Origin of the sequence: Streptomyces sp. NBC_01171, assembly GCF_045039805.1 — a bacterium.
GTDB lineage: Bacteria > Actinomycetota > Actinomycetes > Streptomycetales > Streptomycetaceae > Streptomyces.
In genome coordinates, this window is the sequence record NZ_CP108609.1 from 6,043,642 (window position 1) to 6,061,989 (window position 18,348).

Sequence of the window (18,348 nt, forward strand, 5' to 3'; positions counted from 1 at the left end):
GGTCAGCCCGCCGACACCGTCGAGGCGGCTCGCTCAGGAGCCTCGCCCCCGCGATGCAGCAGGTCCCGTTCGATCTGCTCCAACGTCCGCCCCCGTGTCTCCGGCAGCAGCTTCTTGACGAAGATGCCGGAGGCGAGGGTCGTCACGGCGAAGATCACGAAGTTCGCTCCCGCGCCCCACGCGCTGAGGAGGGACGGGAAGACCAGCGCTACGGCCATGTTGAACAGCCAGTTGAACACCACGCACACGCCCACCGCACCCGCGCGGATGCGGGTGGGGAACAGCTCCGGCAGCATCACCCACTGCACCGGACCCCACGACATGGCGAACGCGGCCACGTACAGGGCGACACCGAAGAGCGTCAGCGGGGCGAGCAGCGAGCCGTGGCCGAGCGGCGTCAGGTTCACCGCCGCCAGCACGAGCATGCCGGCGCACATCCCGGCCGAGCCCCACAGCAGCAGGGGCCGGCGCCCCCGGCGGTCGATCAGGCGCATCGCCGGGAGGGTCATCAGCATGTTGACGACGCCGATGCCGACGTTGGCGAGGATCGCGCCCTTGTCGCCGAAGCCGATGCTGGTCAGCAGGGTCGGGGCGTAGTAGATGATCGTGTTGATGCCGCCGAAGTTCTGGAAGAACACCAGCAGCAGACCGACCACCAGCATGGGCCGCAGCCGGGGGGAGAGCAGGTCGCGCAGCGTCAGCCGCCGCGTCTCCGCGCGCTCCTCCGCGAGCGTCCGCTCGATGTCGAGCAGCTCGCTGCGGGCCGCCTCGCCGTCACCGCGCAGCCGGGTCAGCACCTCGCGGGCGTCGTCCCGGCGGCCCCGTCCCACCAGCCAGCGGGGACTCTCCGGCTGGGTGAGGATGCCGAGGGCGAGGACCGCCGCCGGGAGTACACCGAGCCCGATCATCCAGCGCCAGGCGTGCGCCGGGGCCAGGGCGTAGTCGGTGAGGTAGGCCAGGAAGATGCCCACGGTCACCAGGAGCTGCATGAGGGACGCGAGTCCGCCGCGCACCTCCACCGGCGCCAGCTCGGTCAGGTAGAGCGGCACGACGACGGAGGCGATGCCGACGCCCACGCCGATGAGCACCCGCGCGCCGATCAGCAGCGACGCCTCGGAGGAGAGGGCCGCGCCGACCGTGCCGACGATGAAGACGAGCGCGGCGCCCAGGATCAGGCGGCGCCTGCCCCAGGCGTCGGAGAGCTTTCCGGCCAGCCCGGCGCCCGCCATCGCGCCCACCAGCAGGCCCGAGACCACCAGGCCCTCCAGCAGCGGCGACAGGGCGATGTCCCGGCGGATGAAGAGCATCGCACCGGAGATCACCCCCGTGTCGTACCCCCACAGGATGCCGCCGAGGGCGCCGAACACCCAGATCAGGGCGTTCCGCAGCCGTGGACGCCGCTTCGGCGCCTCCGGCCGGCCGATCATGACGCCGCGTCCGCGACCGCGGCCGCCGTACGGATCGCCGCGGTGCGCGGGTCGTCGGCCTGCGGGGCGAGGTGGATCTTCTGTCCGGCGCCGGCGCGGAAGAGGCTGACGGCCTCGTCGAAGCTCTCCAGCGGCAGCACGTCGCTGACCAGCGGGTCGAGGTCCAGGCCGCCGGCGAGGATCTCCACGGCGGGCTGGAAGCCGGTGTGGACCGCCATGGAACCGATGATGTCGATCTCGCGGTTGTAGACCATGAAGGGCGAGAAGGTGGCCCGCCGGGCGGGGTCGGCGACGCCGAACTGGAGGAAGGTGCCACCCTTGCGGACCCGCCCCAGACCGTCCTCGATGGCCGCGATGACACCGGTGGCGTCGATGACGACCTCGAAACCGTGCTCCCGGCCCAACTCGTCGGCGCCGGCGGCTGTTGCGTCGGCGCCCATGCGCCGGGCGAGCTCCAGGCGGCGGACGTTGGGGTCGACCACGGACACGGAGGCGGCGCCCGCGTTGCCCACCAGGGCGGCCATCATCAGGCCCATGGTCCCGGCGCCGTAGACGAGGTAGTGCTCACCGGGCCGCCGGGGCAGCCGGCTCAGGCCGTGGACCGCGCAGGACAGCGGCTCGACCAGCCCGGCCGCCGCCTCGGACAGGCCGTCGGGCAGGACGTGGCAGCGAGCGGCGGGGACGGCCACGTACTCGGCGAAGCCGCCGTTGCGGGTCACGCCGACAGCCGTGTAGTGCTCGCAGAGGTTGCCGCGGCCGATCCGGCAGTAGTGGCAGGCGCCGCAGGGCGTGTTGGGGTCGACGGCGACCCGCTGGCCGACGGCCGGGAAGAGCACGTCCTTGCCGACCTCCACCACGACACCCGTCAGCTCGTGGCCGGGGATCAGCGGGTAGGGCACGGACGGCAGCTCGCCGCCCAGGATGTGCATGTCCGTCCCGCACAGGCCGCACGAGCTGACGCGGACGACCACCTCCGAGGAGCCGGGACTCGGATCGGGTATGACGGCCAGCTCGGCGCTTCCCGGCTGGGTGACCACGACAGCGCGCATGGCGCCTCCTCACAACAGTGTGCGGACGGATGTCCGAAGACGCCGGGAAACCTAATCCTCACGTAAGCGTTTGCGCAAACGCTTACGTGTGACTTTTGATAGGTCATTGGCATCTCATGGACGGACGAGCCGGCCTCCCCCGGTCTGCTCGGCCCCGGCCGGCTCCACCGCGGGCGGGCGAACACACGGCACGGGGCACACGAAGGAGAACCGATGCGGACGATGGCGGACGTGGCGAGACACGCGGGCGTCTCGGTGGCCACGGTCTCCCACGTGCTCAACGCCACACGCCCGGTGCGGCCCGCGACCCGTGACGCGGTGCTGCGCGCCATCGACGAGCTGGGCTACATCCACAACACCCTGGCCCGGTCGCTGGTCACCTCCCGCACCCACTCGGTCGGTCTCGCCGTCTCGGCGATCAGCAACCCGTACTTCACCGAGATCCTCCAGGGGGTCGAGGCCGAGGCCCTCGCCACCGGCTACGGCCTCCTCATCGCCGACCCGCACGACGACCCGGCCCACGAGCTGAGCGTGGTCCGCATGCTCCACGAGCGCCGGGTGGACGGCGTGATCATCGCCCCCTCCGCCGAACCGTCCGAGCTCCTCGCCTACCTGGACCGCGCCGATGTCCCGGTGGTCTTCCTGGACCGCCTCGTCGACGAGGCCGAGGAGCCCGCGTACGACCAGGTCTGCGCCGACGGCGTGGCACCCGTGCGGGAGCTGGTCGGGCACCTCGCCGCGCTCGGACACCGCCGGATCGCCATGGTTGCCGGACTCGCCGGACTGAGCACCACCACCGAACGCATCGAGGGGTACCGGCAGGGCCTCGACGCGGCCGGCCTGCCCTTCGACCCCGCCCTGCTCGCCCACGGGTACTCCGCCTCCGATGGTGCCCGCCACGCCACCGAGCGCCTGCTGGCCTCGCCCGCACGCCCCACCGCCGTGATCGCGGCGAACAACGCGATGACCATAGGCGCGCTCCAGGCACTCCGCGACGCGGACCTGCGCATCCCGGAGGACGTCGCGCTCGTCAGTTTCGACGACTTCGAGTGGGCCGACCTCTTCTCGCCCAGCCTCACAGCCGTACGCCAGCCGAGCCGTGAGCTCGGGAGGCTGGCGCTGCGTCTGCTCCTGGAGCGGCTCGACGCGCCCGACCGTCCCCCGCGGACCGTCCGGCTGCCCTGCACCCTCGTCCACCGCACGTCCTGCGGCTGCCCGCCGGACGCCGTCGGCCTTCCCGGCTGACGTCCACTTCGCCCCGCCGCACCACGGCGCACCGAAAGGAAACAGCACAGTGATCGTCGTCGCCGGCGAGGCACTCATCGACCTCGTGCCCGCCCCCGTCAGCTCCGACCCGGCGCCCGCCCTGCCGCCGCTCCTCCCGCAGCGCGGCGGCGGACCGTACAACGCGGCCGTCGCGCTGGGCCGCCTCGGTTCCCCGACGGCGTTCTGCTCGCGGGTGTCCACGGACGCCTTCGGCGCCGCCCTGCTGTCGGGTCTGCGGGACGCCGGTGTCGACACGGCGCTGGTCCAGCGGGGCCCCGAGCCCACCACGCTGGCCGTCGCCGACGTGGGCAGCGACGGTTCGGCCGGCTACGGCTTCTACACCGAGGGTACGGCCGACCGGCTGTTCGCCCTCCCGACCGCGCTGCCGGACGGCGTCACCGCCCTCTCCGTCGGCACCTGCTCGCTGGTGCTGGAGCCCGGCGCGAGCGCGTACGAGGCGCTGCTGCGGCGGGAGTCGGGCAACGGGATCTTCACCGCCCTCGACCCCAACATCCGGGCCGGACTGATCGCGGACGCCGACGCCTACCGGGAACGCTTCCTGTCCTGGCTGCCCCATGTCGCCCTGCTGAAGCTGTCGGTGGAGGACGCCGAGTGGCTCGCGGGCATCGGCTCCGGTGAGGATCTCGACGTCCACCTGTCCGCGTGGCTGGAGCGCGGACCGGCGGCGATCGTCCTGACCCGGGGCGGCGACGGACTGAGCGTGTGGAGCCGGGGCGCGGGCCGGGTGAGCGTGCCGGGTACGTCGGTCACGGTGGTCGACACCATCGGGGCGGGGGACACCGTCAACGCGGCGCTGCTGCACCGCCTGCGTGAGATCGACGCGCTGAGCCACGCGACCGTCGCCGGTCTGGACGCCGAGGTCTGGCGCGATGTGCTCGGCTTCGCCGCCCGTGCCGCCGCCCTGACCTGTTCCCGCTCCGGTGCCGAACCGCCGTACGCGTGGGAGCTGTCGGCCTGAACAGGGTTGCGGCCGCGTGTAGTTGCCGATTTCTTGTCCGGCCGCGGGTCCGTTTATGATCTTGGTTGTGACTGTGCAGAGCCCCGGCAAGACGCCGTCCCGTAAACAGCGCCTCCAGGAGAAGCAGCGTCGTCAGCTCGCCGTCGTCGACACCGTCGACAAGGCCGAGGTGAAGGCGCGCAAGGCGGAGGCCGAGCTGGCCGTGGCCGTCGTGGAGGCGGTGGAGGTCTTCGGTGACGAGGACGCCGCCTCCCAGGGGCTCGACATGCCCGTGGAGACCATCCGCCGGTTCATCGACCTGGCGGTCACCTCGAAGGCGGCGGCCGACGAGGACGGCGCGTAACTCCCTTGTCCGTACGACGAGATGGACGCCGCGTGACGGGCGGCGTCCATCTCGTCGGGCGTTCCGGCCGGAACTGCTCAGTGGCCCTTGCGCCTGCGGTCCTGCTCGAGGTCGCTGCCGGCCACGGACCGGTCGTCCTCGGAGATGTTCTGGTCGTCCAGAAGCCGGCCCGCCTCGGAGCCGACACGCTTGCTCGTGTGGTGCCCGCGCTCGCTGTCCGACAGGGCGCTGGCCGCGACCGAGCGCTCTTCCGGGGTGGAGTTCGGGTCGCTCATGATGCGTGCGGCCTCTGATGCGTCCATCTTGCCCGTCATGATCGCTCACCTTCCGTGTCGGGGAGCGTTCTGCCCGCACCCCTCGGTTGGCAGCCCCACGAGCCCGCTGCGGCCCTCGCGCGGCTACGGCCGTATCCATGCTACCGACAATCATCAGATATGCCGACAAATATGGACAGACCGCAGCCTCGCAGGTCAGCGGGCTGACAGGCGGTGCGCCAGGTGGTCGGCGGTAGGGGTGCCGCCCGCCCGCGCGACGTCCTGCGGTCGGCCCTCGGCGACGATGCGGCCGCCGTCGTCCCCGGCGCCCGGCCCGAGGTCCACGACCCAGTCCGCGGCGGCGACCGTGCGCAGGTCGTGCTCCACCACGACGACCGTGTTCCCGGCGTCCACCAGGCGTTGCAACTGTCCGATCAGCAGGTCCACGTCCGCCGGGTGCAGTCCCGTCGTCGGCTCGTCCAGCAGATAGAGGCTGTGGCCGCGCGGCGCCCGGTGCAGCTCGCTCACCAGCTTGATGCGCTGGGCCTCGCCGCCGGACAGGGTGGTGGCGCTCTGACCCAGCGTCAGATAGCCGAGCCCGATGTCGGAGAGCAGCTTGAGGATGCGGGCGGCGGGCTGCACGTCGGCGAGGAACTCGTGCGCCTCCTCCACGCTCATCGCCAGCACGTCGGCGATGGTTTTGTCGCGGTAACGCACCATCAGCGTGCCGGGGTTGTAGCGGGCGCCCTCGCAGACCGGGCAGGGGGAGGTCTCCGTGGGCAGGAAGAGGAGTTCGATGCTGACGACCCCGTCGCCCAGGCAGTGCGGGCAGCGGCCCTGGGTCACGTTGAACGAGAACCGGCTTGCGGTGTAACCGAGTTCGCGCGCGGTCGGCTGGGCGGCGAACAGCTTGCGGACGCTGTCGAAGAGACCGGTGTAGGTGGCGAGGTTGGAACGCGGGGTACGGCCGATGGGCTTCTGGTCCACGACCACCAGACGGTTGATGTGCTCAAGTCCCGCACTGGAGCGCACCGTTACCCGGTCCTCCTCCAGGGCCCAGACCGGCACCCCGGCCTCCTCCTCGTCGGCGGTCTCCACCGAGGCGGGGTTGCGGGCGAGGTCCTCCGTGGTCTCGTCGGCGTGCAGGTGATCGCGGACCGTCTCCGCGAGGGCGCGCCGGACCAGGGTGGACTTGCCGGACCCGGAGACGCCGGTGACCGCGGTGAGCGTGCCGAGCGGGAAACTCGCGTCCACGTCACGGAGGTTGTGGCCGGTGACCCCGTCCAGGCGCAGCCACCCCTCCGGCTGCCGTGGTTCCTCCGGTCCCGGCACGCTGGGCGCGTCCAGCGGGAGGTACCGGGCGGTCACCGACTCCGGTGCCTCGTGCAGCCCTTCGGTGGGCCCGTTGTAGAGGACCTGGCCGCCGTGCCGGCCGGCGCCCGGGCCCATGTCGACGATCCAGTCGGCCGAGGCGAGCACCTGCGCGTTGTGCTCCACCACGAAGACGCTGTTCCCGGCGCCCCTGAGCCGTCGCAGTGCGGTGAGCAGCAGTTCCGTGTCGGCGGCGTGCAGCCCGGCCGAGGGCTCGTCCAGCACGTACAGCACCCCGAACAGGCCGCTGCGGAGCTGGGTGGCCATGTGCAGCCGTTGCAGCTCGCCGCTGGAGAGGGTGGACGTCGCGCGCCCGGTGGCGAGATAGCCGAGGCCCAGGTCGGTCAGCGTGCCGAGCTGGTCCTGGAGGCCGCCGATCAGGGCCTGCGCGGCCTGCCTGCGCTCGGCCGGCAGGGCCAGGGTGTCGGGGTGGTCCCGCGCCGACTCCAGGAAGGCCGCGAGCTGTCTCAGCGGCATCGAGGTGGCCACGGAGATGTCCTGCCCGGCGATGGTCACCGCCAGCGCCTCCGGATTCAGCCGCTTGCCGTGACAGGTCGGGCAGATCTCCTCGGCCATGAACGAGGCGGCCTTCGCGCGCAGATGCGCCGCCTTGGAGGTGGCGAACGTGTGCATCACCCACTTGCGGGGGCTCATGTATGTGCCCTGGTACGAGCGCTGGACCCGGTGCGCGTCACGGACCGGGTGCACGGTGACCGTCGGCTGCTCGTCCGTGGTCAGCAGCCACTCGCGCCGGGCGGCGGGCAGCTCGCGGAAGGGCACGTCGATGTCGATGCCCAGCTCGGCGAGGATGTCCCGGTAGTTCTTGCCCTGCCAGGCGCCCGGCCAGGCGGCGATCGCGCCCTCGCGGATGCTCAGGGAGTCGTCGCCGACGAGCTTGCTCTCGTCGACGCTGTGCAGCCGCCCCAGACCGGAGCAGGTCGGGCAGGCGCCCACGGCGGTGTTCGGCGAGAAGCTGTCCGAGTCCAGCGGCGCCGCGTCGCGGGGGAACGTTCCGGCAAGGTCCTCCGGGGTCCGTCCGGCCGGGTAGGTACCGGCGCGGGAGTACAGCATGCGCAGCACGTTGGAGACCCGGCTGACGGTGCCCACCGTCGAGCGGGTGCTGCCGCCGCTGTGCTGCTGGCGCAGCGCCACGGCCGGCGGCAGACCGGTGATCGAGCCGACCCTGGGGGCCGCGCCCTGGTCGATCAGGCGCCTGGCGTACGGCGCCACGGATTCCAGGTAGCGCTGCTGGGCCTCGGCGTAGATGGTCGCGAACGCGAGCGACGATTTGCCGGACCCCGACACTCCCGTGAAGGCCACGACCTGGTCACGGGGTACGTCCACATCGACATGCCGCAGATTGTGTTCGTCGGCGCCACGGACCCTGATCAGCCCGTCCTGACCGGTGTCCGGTGGTGCGGCGGGCGATGGCGCGGGCGTCTGTCGTGGGGGTGGAGCCATGGGCAAAACCTAGCCTGACCGGCCGGTCCGTGCCGCGAGCGCCTGGTGATCGGGTGATGCCGCGATGCCCCCGCAGAGCTGGTTGCGCAATTGAGTTCAGTGGCCATACGGTTCGAACGCCGTTGACCTACAAGGGAATTGACGCTCCAAAAGAAGCGCGGCAATGCGATGACGAATGCCTTTTTACCCTTTCCTGGTTGTCATGGAGTGCGGAAACGAATGAAGACCAAAAGACCCACGGAGAACGCTGCCCGTAAGCCCGTCGTACGCCATCGGCTGCTCGGTCTGGCCGCCGCGGGCGCGCTCACCGCGGGTGCCCTGACCGGCCTGGTGCCCACCACCGCGCAGGCCGCCACCCCGGCGCCGTCGGGACCCGGCGCGCGTCAGCACGCCTTCGCGGCCGCGGCCGCCAAGTACCACGTCCCCACCCAGGTGTTGCTCGCCGTCTCCTACCAGGAGTCGGCGTGGGACGCGCACGCCGGCCAGGTGAGCACCGGCGGCGGCTACGGCCCGATGCACCTCACCGACGTCACCCCCGCGATGCTGGCCTCCGGCCCGGCTGGAGCGGTCGGCCGGGCCGACCTCGCCGATCTGGCGAAGGACCCCGCCCTGCACACCCTGCGCGCGGCGGCGAAGCTCACCGGGCTGTCCCCGGCCGAACTGCGGGAGGACCCCGCCGCCAACATCGCGGGCGGCGCCGCGCTGCTCGCCTCCTATCAGAAGTCCGCGCGCCGCACCCTGTCGGCGGACCCCGGCCAGTGGTACGGCGCGGTGGCCCGCTACAGCGGCTCCGCCGGGAAGCGGACCGCCACGGCGTTCGCCGACCGCGTCTTCGCCACCCTGCGCACCGGCGCCGCCCGCACGACCTCCGACGGGCAGCGCGTGTCGATGGCCGCCGACGGCCACGTCCACCCGGCCAACGGGCAGTTGGCCGGTGCCGCGACGGCCACCGCCACCGAATGCCCGTCCGACGTCACCTGCACCTTCGTGCCGGCGGCGGCGTCCAACGGGCAGGTGTCCAACCGGTCCGCCAACGGTGTCCGGATCGACACGATCGTCATCCACGACACCGAGTCGTCGTACCAGTCCGCCATCTCCACGTTCCAGAACCCGGGCGGCAGTTCCGCGCACTATGTGATGCGGTCCTCGGACGGGGCGGTGACCCAGATGGTGCCGACCAAGGACGTCGCCTACCACGCGGGCAACTACTCGACGAACCTGCACTCCATCGGTATCGAGCACGAGGGCTACGCCGCGCACGGCGCCACCTGGTACACCGAGGCGCAGTACCAGGCCACGGCGTCCCTGGTGCGGTACCTCGCCGGCCGCTTCGGCATACCCCTGGACCGTGAGCACATCATGGGCCACGACGATGTCGCCGGACCCAGCTCCAGCCTGATCGCCGGCATGCACTGGGACCCGGGCACCGCCTGGGACTGGGAGCACTTCATGAGCCTGCTCGGCGCCCCGGTGACCGGGGAGCAGGGCGTCGGCCCGGTCGGCTCCGCGGTGACGATCGCCCCCGGCTTCAGCGGAAACCAGCAGACCGTGCAGATCTGCCCCGGCGACGACCCCACGGGCGCGACCCCCTCCTGCGTCCGCCAGCAGCAGGCCGCCAACTTCGTCTACCTGCGCACCGCGCCCAGCGCCACCGCCCCGCTCTTCGGCGACCAGGCCATCCACAAGGGCGCCGCGGGCACCGACCGGATCAGTGACTGGGGCTCCACCGCGCAGGCGGGCCAGCAGTTCGTGGTGGCCGGCACCGACGGCGACTGGACCGCCATCTGGTACAGCGGCACGAAGGTCTGGTTCTTCAACCCGGCCGGCGTCAACACCACGCCCGCGCAGGGCGTCACCCTGGTCTCCGCCGCGGGCACCACCCCGGTCGCGGTCTACGGCTCAAGCTACCCCGACCCGGCGGAGTACCCCGCGGGGCTGTCCCCCTCCACCCAGGCGCCGCTCAGCTACTACACCGTCCCCGCCGGTCAGGCGTACGTCGCCACCCGGCCGCCGGTCAACACCGACGACTACTTCTCCTCCGGGGCGGTCGTCGTCGGCGCCAGGAAGATGTACACGATCCAGTACAACCACCGTGTCGCACTGGTCTACTCCTCGGCCGTGACCGCCACCGGAGTCTGACCGTCGGCCAGCCGCTGACCGGCCGCCCGCCAGGCACGCGTCGTGCCCCGCGGTTCGTACCGGCTCAGCGGCTGTGTACGGGCCACCAGGGCGCGCAGCTCGGCCAGGGACTCCCCGGTGTCGCCGTGCGCGCGGGCCTGGGCGAGCACGTTGCCCAGGCCCGCCGCCTCGGTCGGGCCCGCGATGACCGGGAGCCCGCAGGCGTCGGCAGTGAGCTGGCAGAGCAGTGCGTTGCGCGCGCCCCCGCCGACGACCCGTACGACGTCCACACAGCGTCCGGAAAGGCGCTGGGCGTCTTCGACGGCCCGGTGGTGGGCCAGGGCGAGGGAGTCCAGGACGCAGCGGACGGTCGCCGCCCGGCCCTCGGGCACCGGCTGTCCGGTGGCGCGGCAGGCGGCGGCGACACGGTCCGGCATCCGGCCGGGGGTCAGGAACTCCGGGTCGCCCGCGTCCACGACCGACCGGAGCGGCTCCGCTGCCGCCGCCGCGTCGAGGAGCGGGCCGAGGTCCGGCTCACCCCAGGCGCGCAGGCACTCCTGGAGGAGCCACAGGCCCATGATGTTGCGCAGGTAGCGGACCGTGGAGTCCAGGCCGAGTTCATTGGTGAAGTTGGCCAGCCTGCTCGCCTCGGTCAGCACGGGGGAGTCGAGTTCGAGTCCCGCCAGGGACCAGGTGCCGGTGCAGACGTACGCGAATCGTTCCCCGGCGGCGGCCGGGACCGCGGCGACGGCGGACGCCGTGTCGTGCGAGGCGACCGTGGTCACGGGTACCGGCCCGGTCAGCCCCGTCTCCTCCAGCACGGCGGGCAGCAGCGACCCGGCCGGGGTGCCCGGCAGGCGCAGCGGGGGAAAGAGCGCGAGGTCGATGCCGGCCCGGTCCGCCACCTCGTGCGACCAGGCACGGGTACGCGGGTCGATCAACTGGGTGGTGGAGGCGTTGGTCAGCTCGGTGCCGCGCGTCCCCGTCAGCCAGTACGCCAGCAGGTCCGGAATCAGCAACACCTCTGTGGCCGCCTGGAGTTGCGCGCTGTTCCGGGCCGCGACGAGCTGGTAGAGGGTGTTGAAGGGGGCGTACTGGAGTCCCGTGTGCGCGTACAGCTCCGTCGGCGGCAGCTTCGCCCACACCTGCTCGGGGACGCCCTCGGTGCGGGTGTCCCGGTAGTGCACCGGGTTGCCGAGGAGGGCGCCGTCGGTGTCCAGCAGGCCGTGGTCCACGGCCCAGGAGTCGATGCCGACCGACGTGAGCCGGGCCAGGCGTCCCGCCGCGCGCAGGCCGTCGAGGACCCCGGCGTACAGGCCGAGCACGTCCCAGTGCAGCCCGGACGGCAGGCGCACCGGGCGGTTCGGGAAGCGGTGGACCTCCGTGAGGCGGAGGGTGTCCGGTCCGACCCGGCCGACCATGACCCGGCCGCTGGAGGCGCCCAGGTCGACGGCGGCGTACGCGTTCCCGAGGCTCACCGCAGGAACGCGGCCGCCACACCCGCGTCGACCGGGATGTGCGTACCCGTCGTATGGGTCAGGTCCCCGCCGGTCAGCGCGAAGACCGCGTTGGCCACGTGCTCGGGCAGCACCTCGCGGCCCAGCAGGGTGCGGCGGGCGTAGAAGGCGCCCAGCTCGTCCTCCGGGACGCCGTACGTCGCCGCGCGCTGGGCGCCCCAGCCGCCCGCGAAGATGCCGGAGCCGCGCACCACACCGTCCGGGTTGACGCCGTTCACCCGGATGCCGTGTTTACCCAGCTCCGCCGCCAGAAGACGCACCTGGTGGGCCTGGTCGGCCTTGGCCGCCGAGTAGGCGATGTTGTCCGGGCCCGCGAACACCGCGTTCTTGGACGCGATGTAGACGATGTCGCCGCCGAGCCCCTGTTCCGTCATCACCCGTGCCGCCTCGCGGGACACCAGGAAGGAGCCGCGGGCCATGATGGCGTGCTGGCGGTCCCAGTCCCGCGCCGTCGTCTCCAGCAGCGGCCTCGACACGGAGATCCCGGCACAGTTGACGACCAGGTCCACCCCGCCGAAGGCCAGCACCGCCCGGCGGAACGCGTCGGCGATCTGCTCCTCGCTCGTCACGTCCACCGTGACCGCGACCGCCCGGTCCGCCCCGCCCAGCTCCTCGGCCACCGCCTCCGCGCCCTTGACGTCGGCCACCACCACACAGGCCCCCTCGGCGGCCAGCCGGTGCGCGATGGCCCGGCCGATACCGGAGCCCGCGCCCGTCACCAGCGCGATCCGGGTGGCCAGCGGGCGCGGCCTCGGCATCCGGCGCAGCTTGGCCTCCTCCAGCTCCCAGTACTCGATGCCGAACTTCTCCCGCTCCTCGATGGGCGCGTACGACGACACCGCCTCGGCCCCGCGCATCACGTTGACGGCGTTGCGGTAGAACTCGCCCGCCACCCGCGCCGTCTGCTTGTCCCGGCCGAAGGAGAACATGCCGACCCCGGGAACCAGCACGATCGCCGGGTCCGCGCCGCGCATCGCGGGGGAGTCGGGGCCCGCGTGCCGGGCGTAGTAGGCCGCGTACTCCTCGCGGTAGGCGGTGTGCAGATCCCGCAGCCGTGCCCGCACTTCGTCCAGTGGCGCGGCCGGGGGCAGGTCGAGGACGAGGGGGCGGACCTTCGTGCGCAGGAAGTGGTCCGGGCAGGAGGTGCCGAGCGCGGCCAGCCTCGGATGCTCGGCACGGGACAGGAACTCCAGGATCTCGGCGCAGTCGTCGAAGTGACCGACCTGCGGCAGGTCCTGTGAGGCGAGCGCGCGGACCGTGGGGGCCAGCGCGGCCGCCCGCTCCCGGCGCGCGGCCGGCTCCAGCGGGGTGTACTCCGCGAGGAGATGGCCGAAGGGCTCCGCCTTGCCGCGCGCGGCCAGGAAGGCTTCGGCGGTGCGGATGATGTGCAGGCTGTTGCGCTCGCACTCGGCGGAGGTGTCGCCCCAGGCGGTGATGCCGTGCCCGCCCAGGATCGCCCCGATCGCGCGCGGGTTGGCCTCCTTGACGCGGGCGATGTCGAGGCCGAGCTGAAAGCCGGGCCGCCGCCACGGCACCCACACCACCTGCTCGCCGAAGCACTCGGCGGTCAGCTTCTCGCCGTCCGCCGCGCAGGCGAGCGCGATACCGGAGTCCGGATGCAGATGGTCCACATGGGCCGCGTCCACCAGGGCGTGCATGGCGGTGTCGATGGACGGCGCCGCACCGCCCTTGCCGTGCAGGCAGTAGTCGAAGGCCGCGACCATCCGGTCCTCGGCCTCGACTCCCGGATAGACACCCGCGAGCGCCCGCAGCCGGTCCAGGCGCAGCACGGCCAGGCCCTCGGGGGTGAGGGTGCCGAGGTCGCCGCCCGAGCCCTTGACCCACAGCAGTCCGATGTCGTCACCGGTCACCGGGTCGACGGCGGTGCCCTTCGCGGAGGCGTTGCCACCCGCGTAGTTGGTGTTGCGCGGGTCGGCTCCCAGCCGGTGCGCACGCGCCAGGAGTTCGCCCACCACGTCGGCCTGCCGTGTCATGCGCCCCACCCCGCCTGCTCGCCACCGACCCGCTCCGCCACGACCCGTTCCGCCCAGCCCGAGCGCCGGTAGGCGGCCATCGGATCGGGATCGAGTCCCGCCTCCTCGCGCACCTCGGCGAGCAGCGGTCGTACATCCGTGTTGAACGCGTCCATCAGGACCCCGTTGGCCGCCAGCACGTCACCGGCGCGCTGGGCGTCCGCCAGGGCTTCGGCATCGACCGACAACGCCTTGGCGGTGGCCTCCTGGACGTTCATCACGGAGCGGATGATCGCGGGGATCTTCGGCTCGATGTTGTGGCACTGGTCGAGCATGAAGGCCACGTCCGGGGTGAGGCCGCCGCCGCGTACCACCTCGTACATGATGCGGAAGAGCTGGAAGGGGTCGGCGGCGCCGGCCATCAGGTCGTCGTCCGCGTAGAAGCGGGAGTTGAAGTCGAAGCCGCCGAGCCGCCCCTCGCGGAGCAGGGTGGCGACGATGAACTCGATGTTGGTGCCGGGCGCGTGGTGCCCGGTGTCGACCACCACCTGTGCCTGCGGGCCGAGTTTGAGGCAGTGCGCGTAGGCGGTGCCCCAGTCGGGCACGTCGGTGGCGTAGAAGGCGGGCTCGAAGAGCTTGTACTCCAGCAGCATCCGGTGACCGTCGCCCAGCCGGTCGTACACCGTGCGCAGAGCCTCGGCGAGCCGGTCCTGGCGGGTCCGGAGGTCGTCCTGGCCGGGGTAGTTGGTGCCGTCGGAGAACCAGAGCTTCAGGTCCCGCGACCCGGTCGCCTCCATGATCTCCACGCAGTCCAGCAGGTGTCGGACCGCCTTGCGGCGCACCGCCGGGTCCGGATTGGTGACCGAGCCCAGCTTGTAGTCGTCGTCCTGGAAGACGTTGGCGTTGATCGTCCCGATCCGTAGGCCCAACTTGGCCGCGTGCTCGGCCAGTTCGCCGTAGTCGTCCACGCGGTCCCACGGGATGTGCAGGGCGACGGTCGGCGCCACTCCGGTGTGCGCGTGCACGCGGGCCGCGTCGTCCAGCTTCTCGAAGGGGGTACGGGGCACGCCGGGCTGCGCGAAGACCTTGAAGCGCGTGCCGGAGTTCGCGTACGCCCAGGACGGGGTCTCGACGGCCTGGGTGCTCAGCGCCGCCTTCACGGCGTCCCGCGAGCGGGGCTCGTCCCTACTGGTCATCGCGCAGCCCTTCTGGAGGATGGTGGTCAGCCGGCGAACCGGTGGGTGCCCGAGCCCGCGGCGAAGACGGCGCAGCCGTCCTCCCTGCGCAGCAACGCGGCTGTGCCGCCCCGGACTTGGGCCTTCCGGCGGCCCTCGGGTATCCACACCTCGGCGCTGGTATTGGGCGGTAGGGACACGGTGAGGCGGAACCCCTCCTCGCCCGTCGTCCAGTCGGTGGAGACCGGGCCGTACACCGAGTCGAACCGGGCGTGGGCCTCGGTCACACCCCCGCCCGGGCGGGGTCGCACCAGGATCTTCCGGAAACCGGGCGCGGCGGGGGCGATTCCGGCGAGGTGGGCGTACATCCACTCGCCGACCGAGCCGTACGCGTAGTGGTTGAAGGAGTTCATCCCGGCGTCCTGGAAGCTGCCGTCGGGCTTGATGGAGTCCCAGCGCTCCCACATCGTGGTGGCGCCCCGGTCTATCTGATAGCCCCAGCCGGGGTACGAGCGCTGGGCCAGCAGCCGGTGGGCGACCTCGGTGTGCCCGGTGTCGGTGAGCACGGGCAGCAGCCTCGGGGTACCTAGGAAGCCGGTGGACAGATGCCCGTCCCGCGCCTCGATCAGCTCGACCAGCCGGGCTGCTGCGGGCGCGCGGTCGGCCTCGGCGAGCAGGTCCATGGAGAGCGCCAGGACGTACGCCGTCTGCGTGTCACCCTTCACCCGGCCGCCCCCGGTGACGTACGCGGCCCGGAAGGCGTCCCGCACCTGTCCGAAGAGCGTCCGGTACGGCTCCGGGTCCCGGCCCAGCGCCTCGGCCGCCCGCGCCACCAGATCGGCACTGTGCGCGAAGTACGCGGTGCCGATCACGTCCTTGGGGGTCTCGTCCTGGAGGTTCAGCCAGTCCCCGTAGCCCTCGTCGGGCCGGAGGTACCCGGTGCTGTGCGCCTTCAGGTAGTCGAGCCACCGCACCATCGACGCCCAGGCCCGCTCCAGCACCCGTACGTCCCCGTACATCCGGTACAGCGCCCACGGCACGGTCACCCCGGCGTCGCCCCAGCCCGCCGCGCCGACGCCGACGTCCATCACGGGCGCGACGTTCGGGAAGGCGCCGTCCGGCGACTGGCCGTCGCGCAGGTCGTCCAGCCATTTGGCGAGGAAGCGCGCCGACTCCATGGTGTAGGCGGCCGTCGGCGCGAAGACGTTGATGTCACCGGTCCAGCCGAGCCGTTCGTCGCGGGCCGGGGTGTCCGTGGGGACGGAGAGGAAGTTGCCGCGCTGACCCCACGTGATGTTGCTGTGGAGCTGGTTGAGCATCGGCACATTGGTCTTGAAGGACATGGTGAACGGGGCCGAGGTGTGCAGCACCCGGCCGGTGACCGCGTCGAGCGGCGGCCTGCCGGGGAAGCCGGTGACCTCGACGTAGCGGAAGCCGTGGAAGGTGAAGCGCGGCTCGAAGATCTCGGTGCCGCCGCCCTTGAGGACGTAGGTGTCCGTGGCCCGCGCCGTGCGCAGGTTCGCGGTGTACAGCGTGCCGTCGGGGTTCAGCACCTCCGCGTGGCGCAGCCGTACCGAGGTGCCCGCCTCACCCCGGACGCGCAGCCGGACCGCGCCCACCATGTTCTGGCCCAGGTCGAAGACGAACACACCGGGCTGGGGTTCGGTGACCTTCTTGGCGGCGACCTCGCGCTCGACCCGGACCGGGCCGTCGACCTGGGCGACCAGTTTCGCCGCCACCTTGTCGACCTCGTCGACGGGCGTCCAGCCGGTGTCATCGAAGCCCGCCCGCGTCCAGCCCGGTGTCTCCCGGCGGGCGTCGTAGTCCTCGCCGGAGAGCAGGTCCGCGCCGGTGACCGGCCCGGTGGTCGCACGCCAGCGGGAGTCCGACAGCACGCGGTCCGTCGAGCCGTCGGTGTAGGTCACTTCCAACTGGCCGATGAATGCCGGGCGTTCGCCGTACTGGTGTGGCCCGAACCAGGCGATGTTGCCCGCGTACCAACCCGCCGCGAGAGTCACGGCGAGGGCGTTCGTGCCGGAGGTGAGCCGGTCCGTCACGTCGTGGGTCTGGTACTGGACGCGCTCGCGGTAGTCCGTCCAGCCGGGTGCGAGGCGGTCCTCGCCGACGCGTGCGCCGTTGAGGTGGGCGTCGTAGAGGCCGAGCGCGGAGGAGTACAGGCGCGCCCGGGCGACGGTCTTCCCGGCCGGGAGGCGGAACTCGTGGCGCAACTGCGCGGCGGGGGACCAGGCGGCGGTCACCTTGCCCCAAGGCCCCTGCCCCCAGGGGGCGACGACCTTGGCCGCCGACCAGGCGCTGTCGTCGTAGTCGGCCGAACGCCAGTCGCCGGTGGGCTCCTTGGCCACCGCTTTCCAGGACGCGTCGGTCACGACGGTGCGCACACCGGACGGGGTGGTCAGCTCGATCAGGCCGAGCAGACCCGCCGGACTCTCAGTGGCGTTGGTCGCGGCAACGGCGAACACCGCGATTCCAGGCGTCAGTTGAGCCTCCGCGACGACCGGACGCTTCCAGTTCTCCGCAGGGCCGTCCGGCTCGGTGTGCGCGAGGGGTACGCCGTTCACGTGGGCGGTGAAGCCGTCGTCGGCCGTCATGACCAGGCGGGCCCGCGTCACCCCGGCCGGGACCTCCACCCGGGCCCGGAACCAGCGCGTAGCGGCCGGGGCGCTGCTCGCCGGGTCGCCCTCGGGGAACCAGATCCAGGAAGCGCCCTGCAGAGAAGGTGCCCCAACCAGCTCGCTCGGGGCGGCTATCCAGCGTGCCGTCCAGTCGGAGGCGGCGGTGAGACCCGTCTCCCACCAGGCCGGCTCGCTCCACGCGCCCACGCGGCCCGTGCCGTCCCAGACCCGGACCTGCCAGTGATAGCGCGTCCGCGCCCTCAACTCCGGCCCCGCGTAGGGGACCAGGACCGAGTCGGGGGATTTCACCTTGCCGCTGTCCCACACGTCCGGCGAGGTCAGGCGGCCCGGCCGGGTGGCGACCCGGATCTGATAAGCGCTCTGTGTCTGGTCGTGCCCCTCGGGCGTCATCGGCCAACTGAGCCTTGGCCGGGGCGTGTCGAGGCCCAGGGGGTTGCGCACGTACTCCACGGTCGGCCGGGAGACCCGGATGGCGGGGTGCCCGGCGCGGGGTGCGGCCTGGGCTTCGGTGGCGCCCGGGGCCAGGGTGGCGGCGAGGGCGGTACCGGCGGTGGTGCCCAATAGTCGTCTTCTGCTGATCATGGTCGGCTCCGTAACGACTCGGTGATGAATCGTTTCACGGAAGGTGAAGCTAGGGGCGGCGGCGGGCTCCGTCAAGGGCACCGGGCATCCTCCGGCATTTTCAAGTCTCGCCCATTGACTCGGTAGTTGGGTCGGGCTTAGCTTCCCTGCAATTCCCTGAAACCTTTCAGACCGACCGA

Annotated in this window: 12 protein-coding genes; 4 read left to right on the forward strand and 8 right to left on the reverse strand. The window is 72.1% G+C overall.

Annotation, left to right across the window (positions count from 1 at the left end):
- Positions 1-2: 2 nt before the first annotated feature.
- Positions 3-1,427: a sugar porter family MFS transporter gene (locus OG448_RS27945; protein WP_405557870.1), complete on the reverse strand. Its 1,425-nt coding sequence runs from the start codon at positions 1,425-1,427 to the stop codon at positions 3-5.
- Positions 1,424-2,476: a zinc-dependent alcohol dehydrogenase family protein gene (locus OG448_RS27950; RefSeq protein ID WP_405557872.1), complete on the reverse strand. Its 1,053-nt coding sequence runs from the start codon at positions 2,474-2,476 to the stop codon at positions 1,424-1,426. The genes OG448_RS27945 and OG448_RS27950 overlap by 4 nt, the downstream gene beginning before the upstream one ends.
- Before the next feature lie 213 nt (positions 2,477-2,689).
- Between OG448_RS27950 and OG448_RS27955 the strand changes: the two genes are divergently transcribed.
- From OG448_RS27955 to OG448_RS27965, 3 genes are all read left to right on the forward strand, one after another.
- Positions 2,690-3,721, forward strand: coding sequence for a LacI family DNA-binding transcriptional regulator (locus OG448_RS27955; protein ID WP_405557874.1), 1,032 nt, complete (start codon positions 2,690-2,692; stop codon positions 3,719-3,721).
- Positions 3,722-3,770: 49 nt separating this feature from the next.
- On the forward strand, positions 3,771-4,721 hold the full coding sequence (locus OG448_RS27960) for a carbohydrate kinase (RefSeq protein WP_405557876.1): 951 nt from the start codon (positions 3,771-3,773) through the stop codon (positions 4,719-4,721).
- 67 nt (positions 4,722-4,788) lie between these two features.
- Positions 4,789-5,064 carry a hypothetical protein gene (locus OG448_RS27965; protein ID WP_405557878.1) on the forward strand — a complete coding sequence of 92 codons (276 nt, stop codon included), beginning with the start codon at positions 4,789-4,791 and terminating at the stop codon, positions 5,062-5,064.
- Between the two features lie 77 nt (positions 5,065-5,141).
- On the opposite strand, the gene OG448_RS27970 is transcribed toward OG448_RS27965, so the two are convergent.
- Together OG448_RS27970 and OG448_RS27975 are read right to left on the reverse strand one after the other, a co-directional pair.
- Positions 5,142-5,378 (reverse strand): hypothetical protein, encoded by a 237-nt coding sequence (locus tag OG448_RS27970; protein ID WP_405557880.1) that lies wholly within the window; start codon positions 5,376-5,378, stop codon positions 5,142-5,144.
- Positions 5,379-5,534: 156 nt separating this feature from the next.
- The gene (locus OG448_RS27975) at positions 5,535-8,150 is read right to left on the reverse strand and encodes an ABC transporter (RefSeq protein WP_405557882.1); all 2,616 of its coding nucleotides are present in this window, start codon (positions 8,148-8,150) and stop codon (positions 5,535-5,537) included.
- A gap of 219 nt (positions 8,151-8,369) precedes the next feature.
- Between OG448_RS27975 and OG448_RS27980 the strand changes: the two genes are divergently transcribed.
- Positions 8,370-10,289, forward strand: a complete 1,920-nt coding sequence (locus OG448_RS27980; RefSeq protein WP_405557884.1) for an N-acetylmuramoyl-L-alanine amidase — start codon at positions 8,370-8,372, stop codon at positions 10,287-10,289.
- Here the strand turns inward: OG448_RS27980 and OG448_RS27985 are convergent.
- From OG448_RS27985 to OG448_RS28000, 4 genes are read right to left on the reverse strand one after another with little or no spacing between them, the layout of a single operon-like run.
- The gene (locus OG448_RS27985; RefSeq protein ID WP_405559007.1) at positions 10,256-11,689 is read right to left on the reverse strand and encodes a rhamnulokinase family protein; all 1,434 of its coding nucleotides are present in this window, start codon (positions 11,687-11,689) and stop codon (positions 10,256-10,258) included. The two genes, OG448_RS27980 and OG448_RS27985, sit on opposite strands and share 34 nt — an antisense overlap.
- A 53-nt stretch (positions 11,690-11,742) precedes the next feature.
- Entirely contained in the window at positions 11,743-13,779 is a 2,037-nt protein-coding gene (locus tag OG448_RS27990; RefSeq protein ID WP_405557886.1) for a bifunctional aldolase/short-chain dehydrogenase, read from the reverse strand.
- A complete protein-coding gene (gene rhaI / locus OG448_RS27995; RefSeq protein WP_405557888.1) occupies positions 13,776-14,954 on the reverse strand; it encodes an L-rhamnose isomerase in 1,179 nt (392 codons plus the stop codon). Before rhaI ends, OG448_RS27990 begins: the two co-directional genes overlap by 4 nt.
- 26 nt (positions 14,955-14,980) lie before the next feature.
- The gene (locus tag OG448_RS28000) at positions 14,981-18,169 is read right to left on the reverse strand and encodes an alpha-L-rhamnosidase (protein WP_405557890.1); all 3,189 of its coding nucleotides are present in this window, start codon (positions 18,167-18,169) and stop codon (positions 14,981-14,983) included.
- Positions 18,170-18,348 lie beyond the last annotated feature (179 nt).

What these genes read in the sequence shown, in the direction of transcription:
- OG448_RS27970 (WP_405557880.1), bottom strand. Translation starts at nt 5,378, where the DNA reads ATGACGGGCAAGATGGACGCATCAGAGGCCGCACGCATCATGAGCGAC.
- OG448_RS27945 (WP_405557870.1), bottom strand. Translation starts at nt 1,427, where the DNA reads ATGATCGGCCGGCCGGAGGCGCCGAAGCGGCGTCCACGGCTGCGGAAC.
- OG448_RS27980 (WP_405557884.1), top strand. Translation starts at nt 8,370, where the DNA reads ATGAAGACCAAAAGACCCACGGAGAACGCTGCCCGTAAGCCCGTCGTA.
- OG448_RS27975 (WP_405557882.1), bottom strand. Translation starts at nt 8,150, where the DNA reads ATGGCTCCACCCCCACGACAGACGCCCGCGCCATCGCCCGCCGCACCA.
- OG448_RS27990 (WP_405557886.1), bottom strand. Translation starts at nt 13,779, where the DNA reads ATGACACGGCAGGCCGACGTGGTGGGCGAACTCCTGGCGCGTGCGCAC.
- OG448_RS28000 (WP_405557890.1), bottom strand. Translation starts at nt 18,169, where the DNA reads ATGATCAGCAGAAGACGACTATTGGGCACCACCGCCGGTACCGCCCTC.
- OG448_RS27950 (WP_405557872.1), bottom strand. Translation starts at nt 2,476, where the DNA reads ATGCGCGCTGTCGTGGTCACCCAGCCGGGAAGCGCCGAGCTGGCCGTC.
- OG448_RS27985 (WP_405559007.1), bottom strand. Translation starts at nt 11,689, where the DNA reads ATGGTCGGCCGGGTCGGACCGGACACCCTCCGCCTCACGGAGGTCCAC.
- rhaI (WP_405557888.1), bottom strand. Translation starts at nt 14,954, where the DNA reads ATGACCAGTAGGGACGAGCCCCGCTCGCGGGACGCCGTGAAGGCGGCG.
- OG448_RS27955 (WP_405557874.1), top strand. Translation starts at nt 2,690, where the DNA reads ATGCGGACGATGGCGGACGTGGCGAGACACGCGGGCGTCTCGGTGGCC.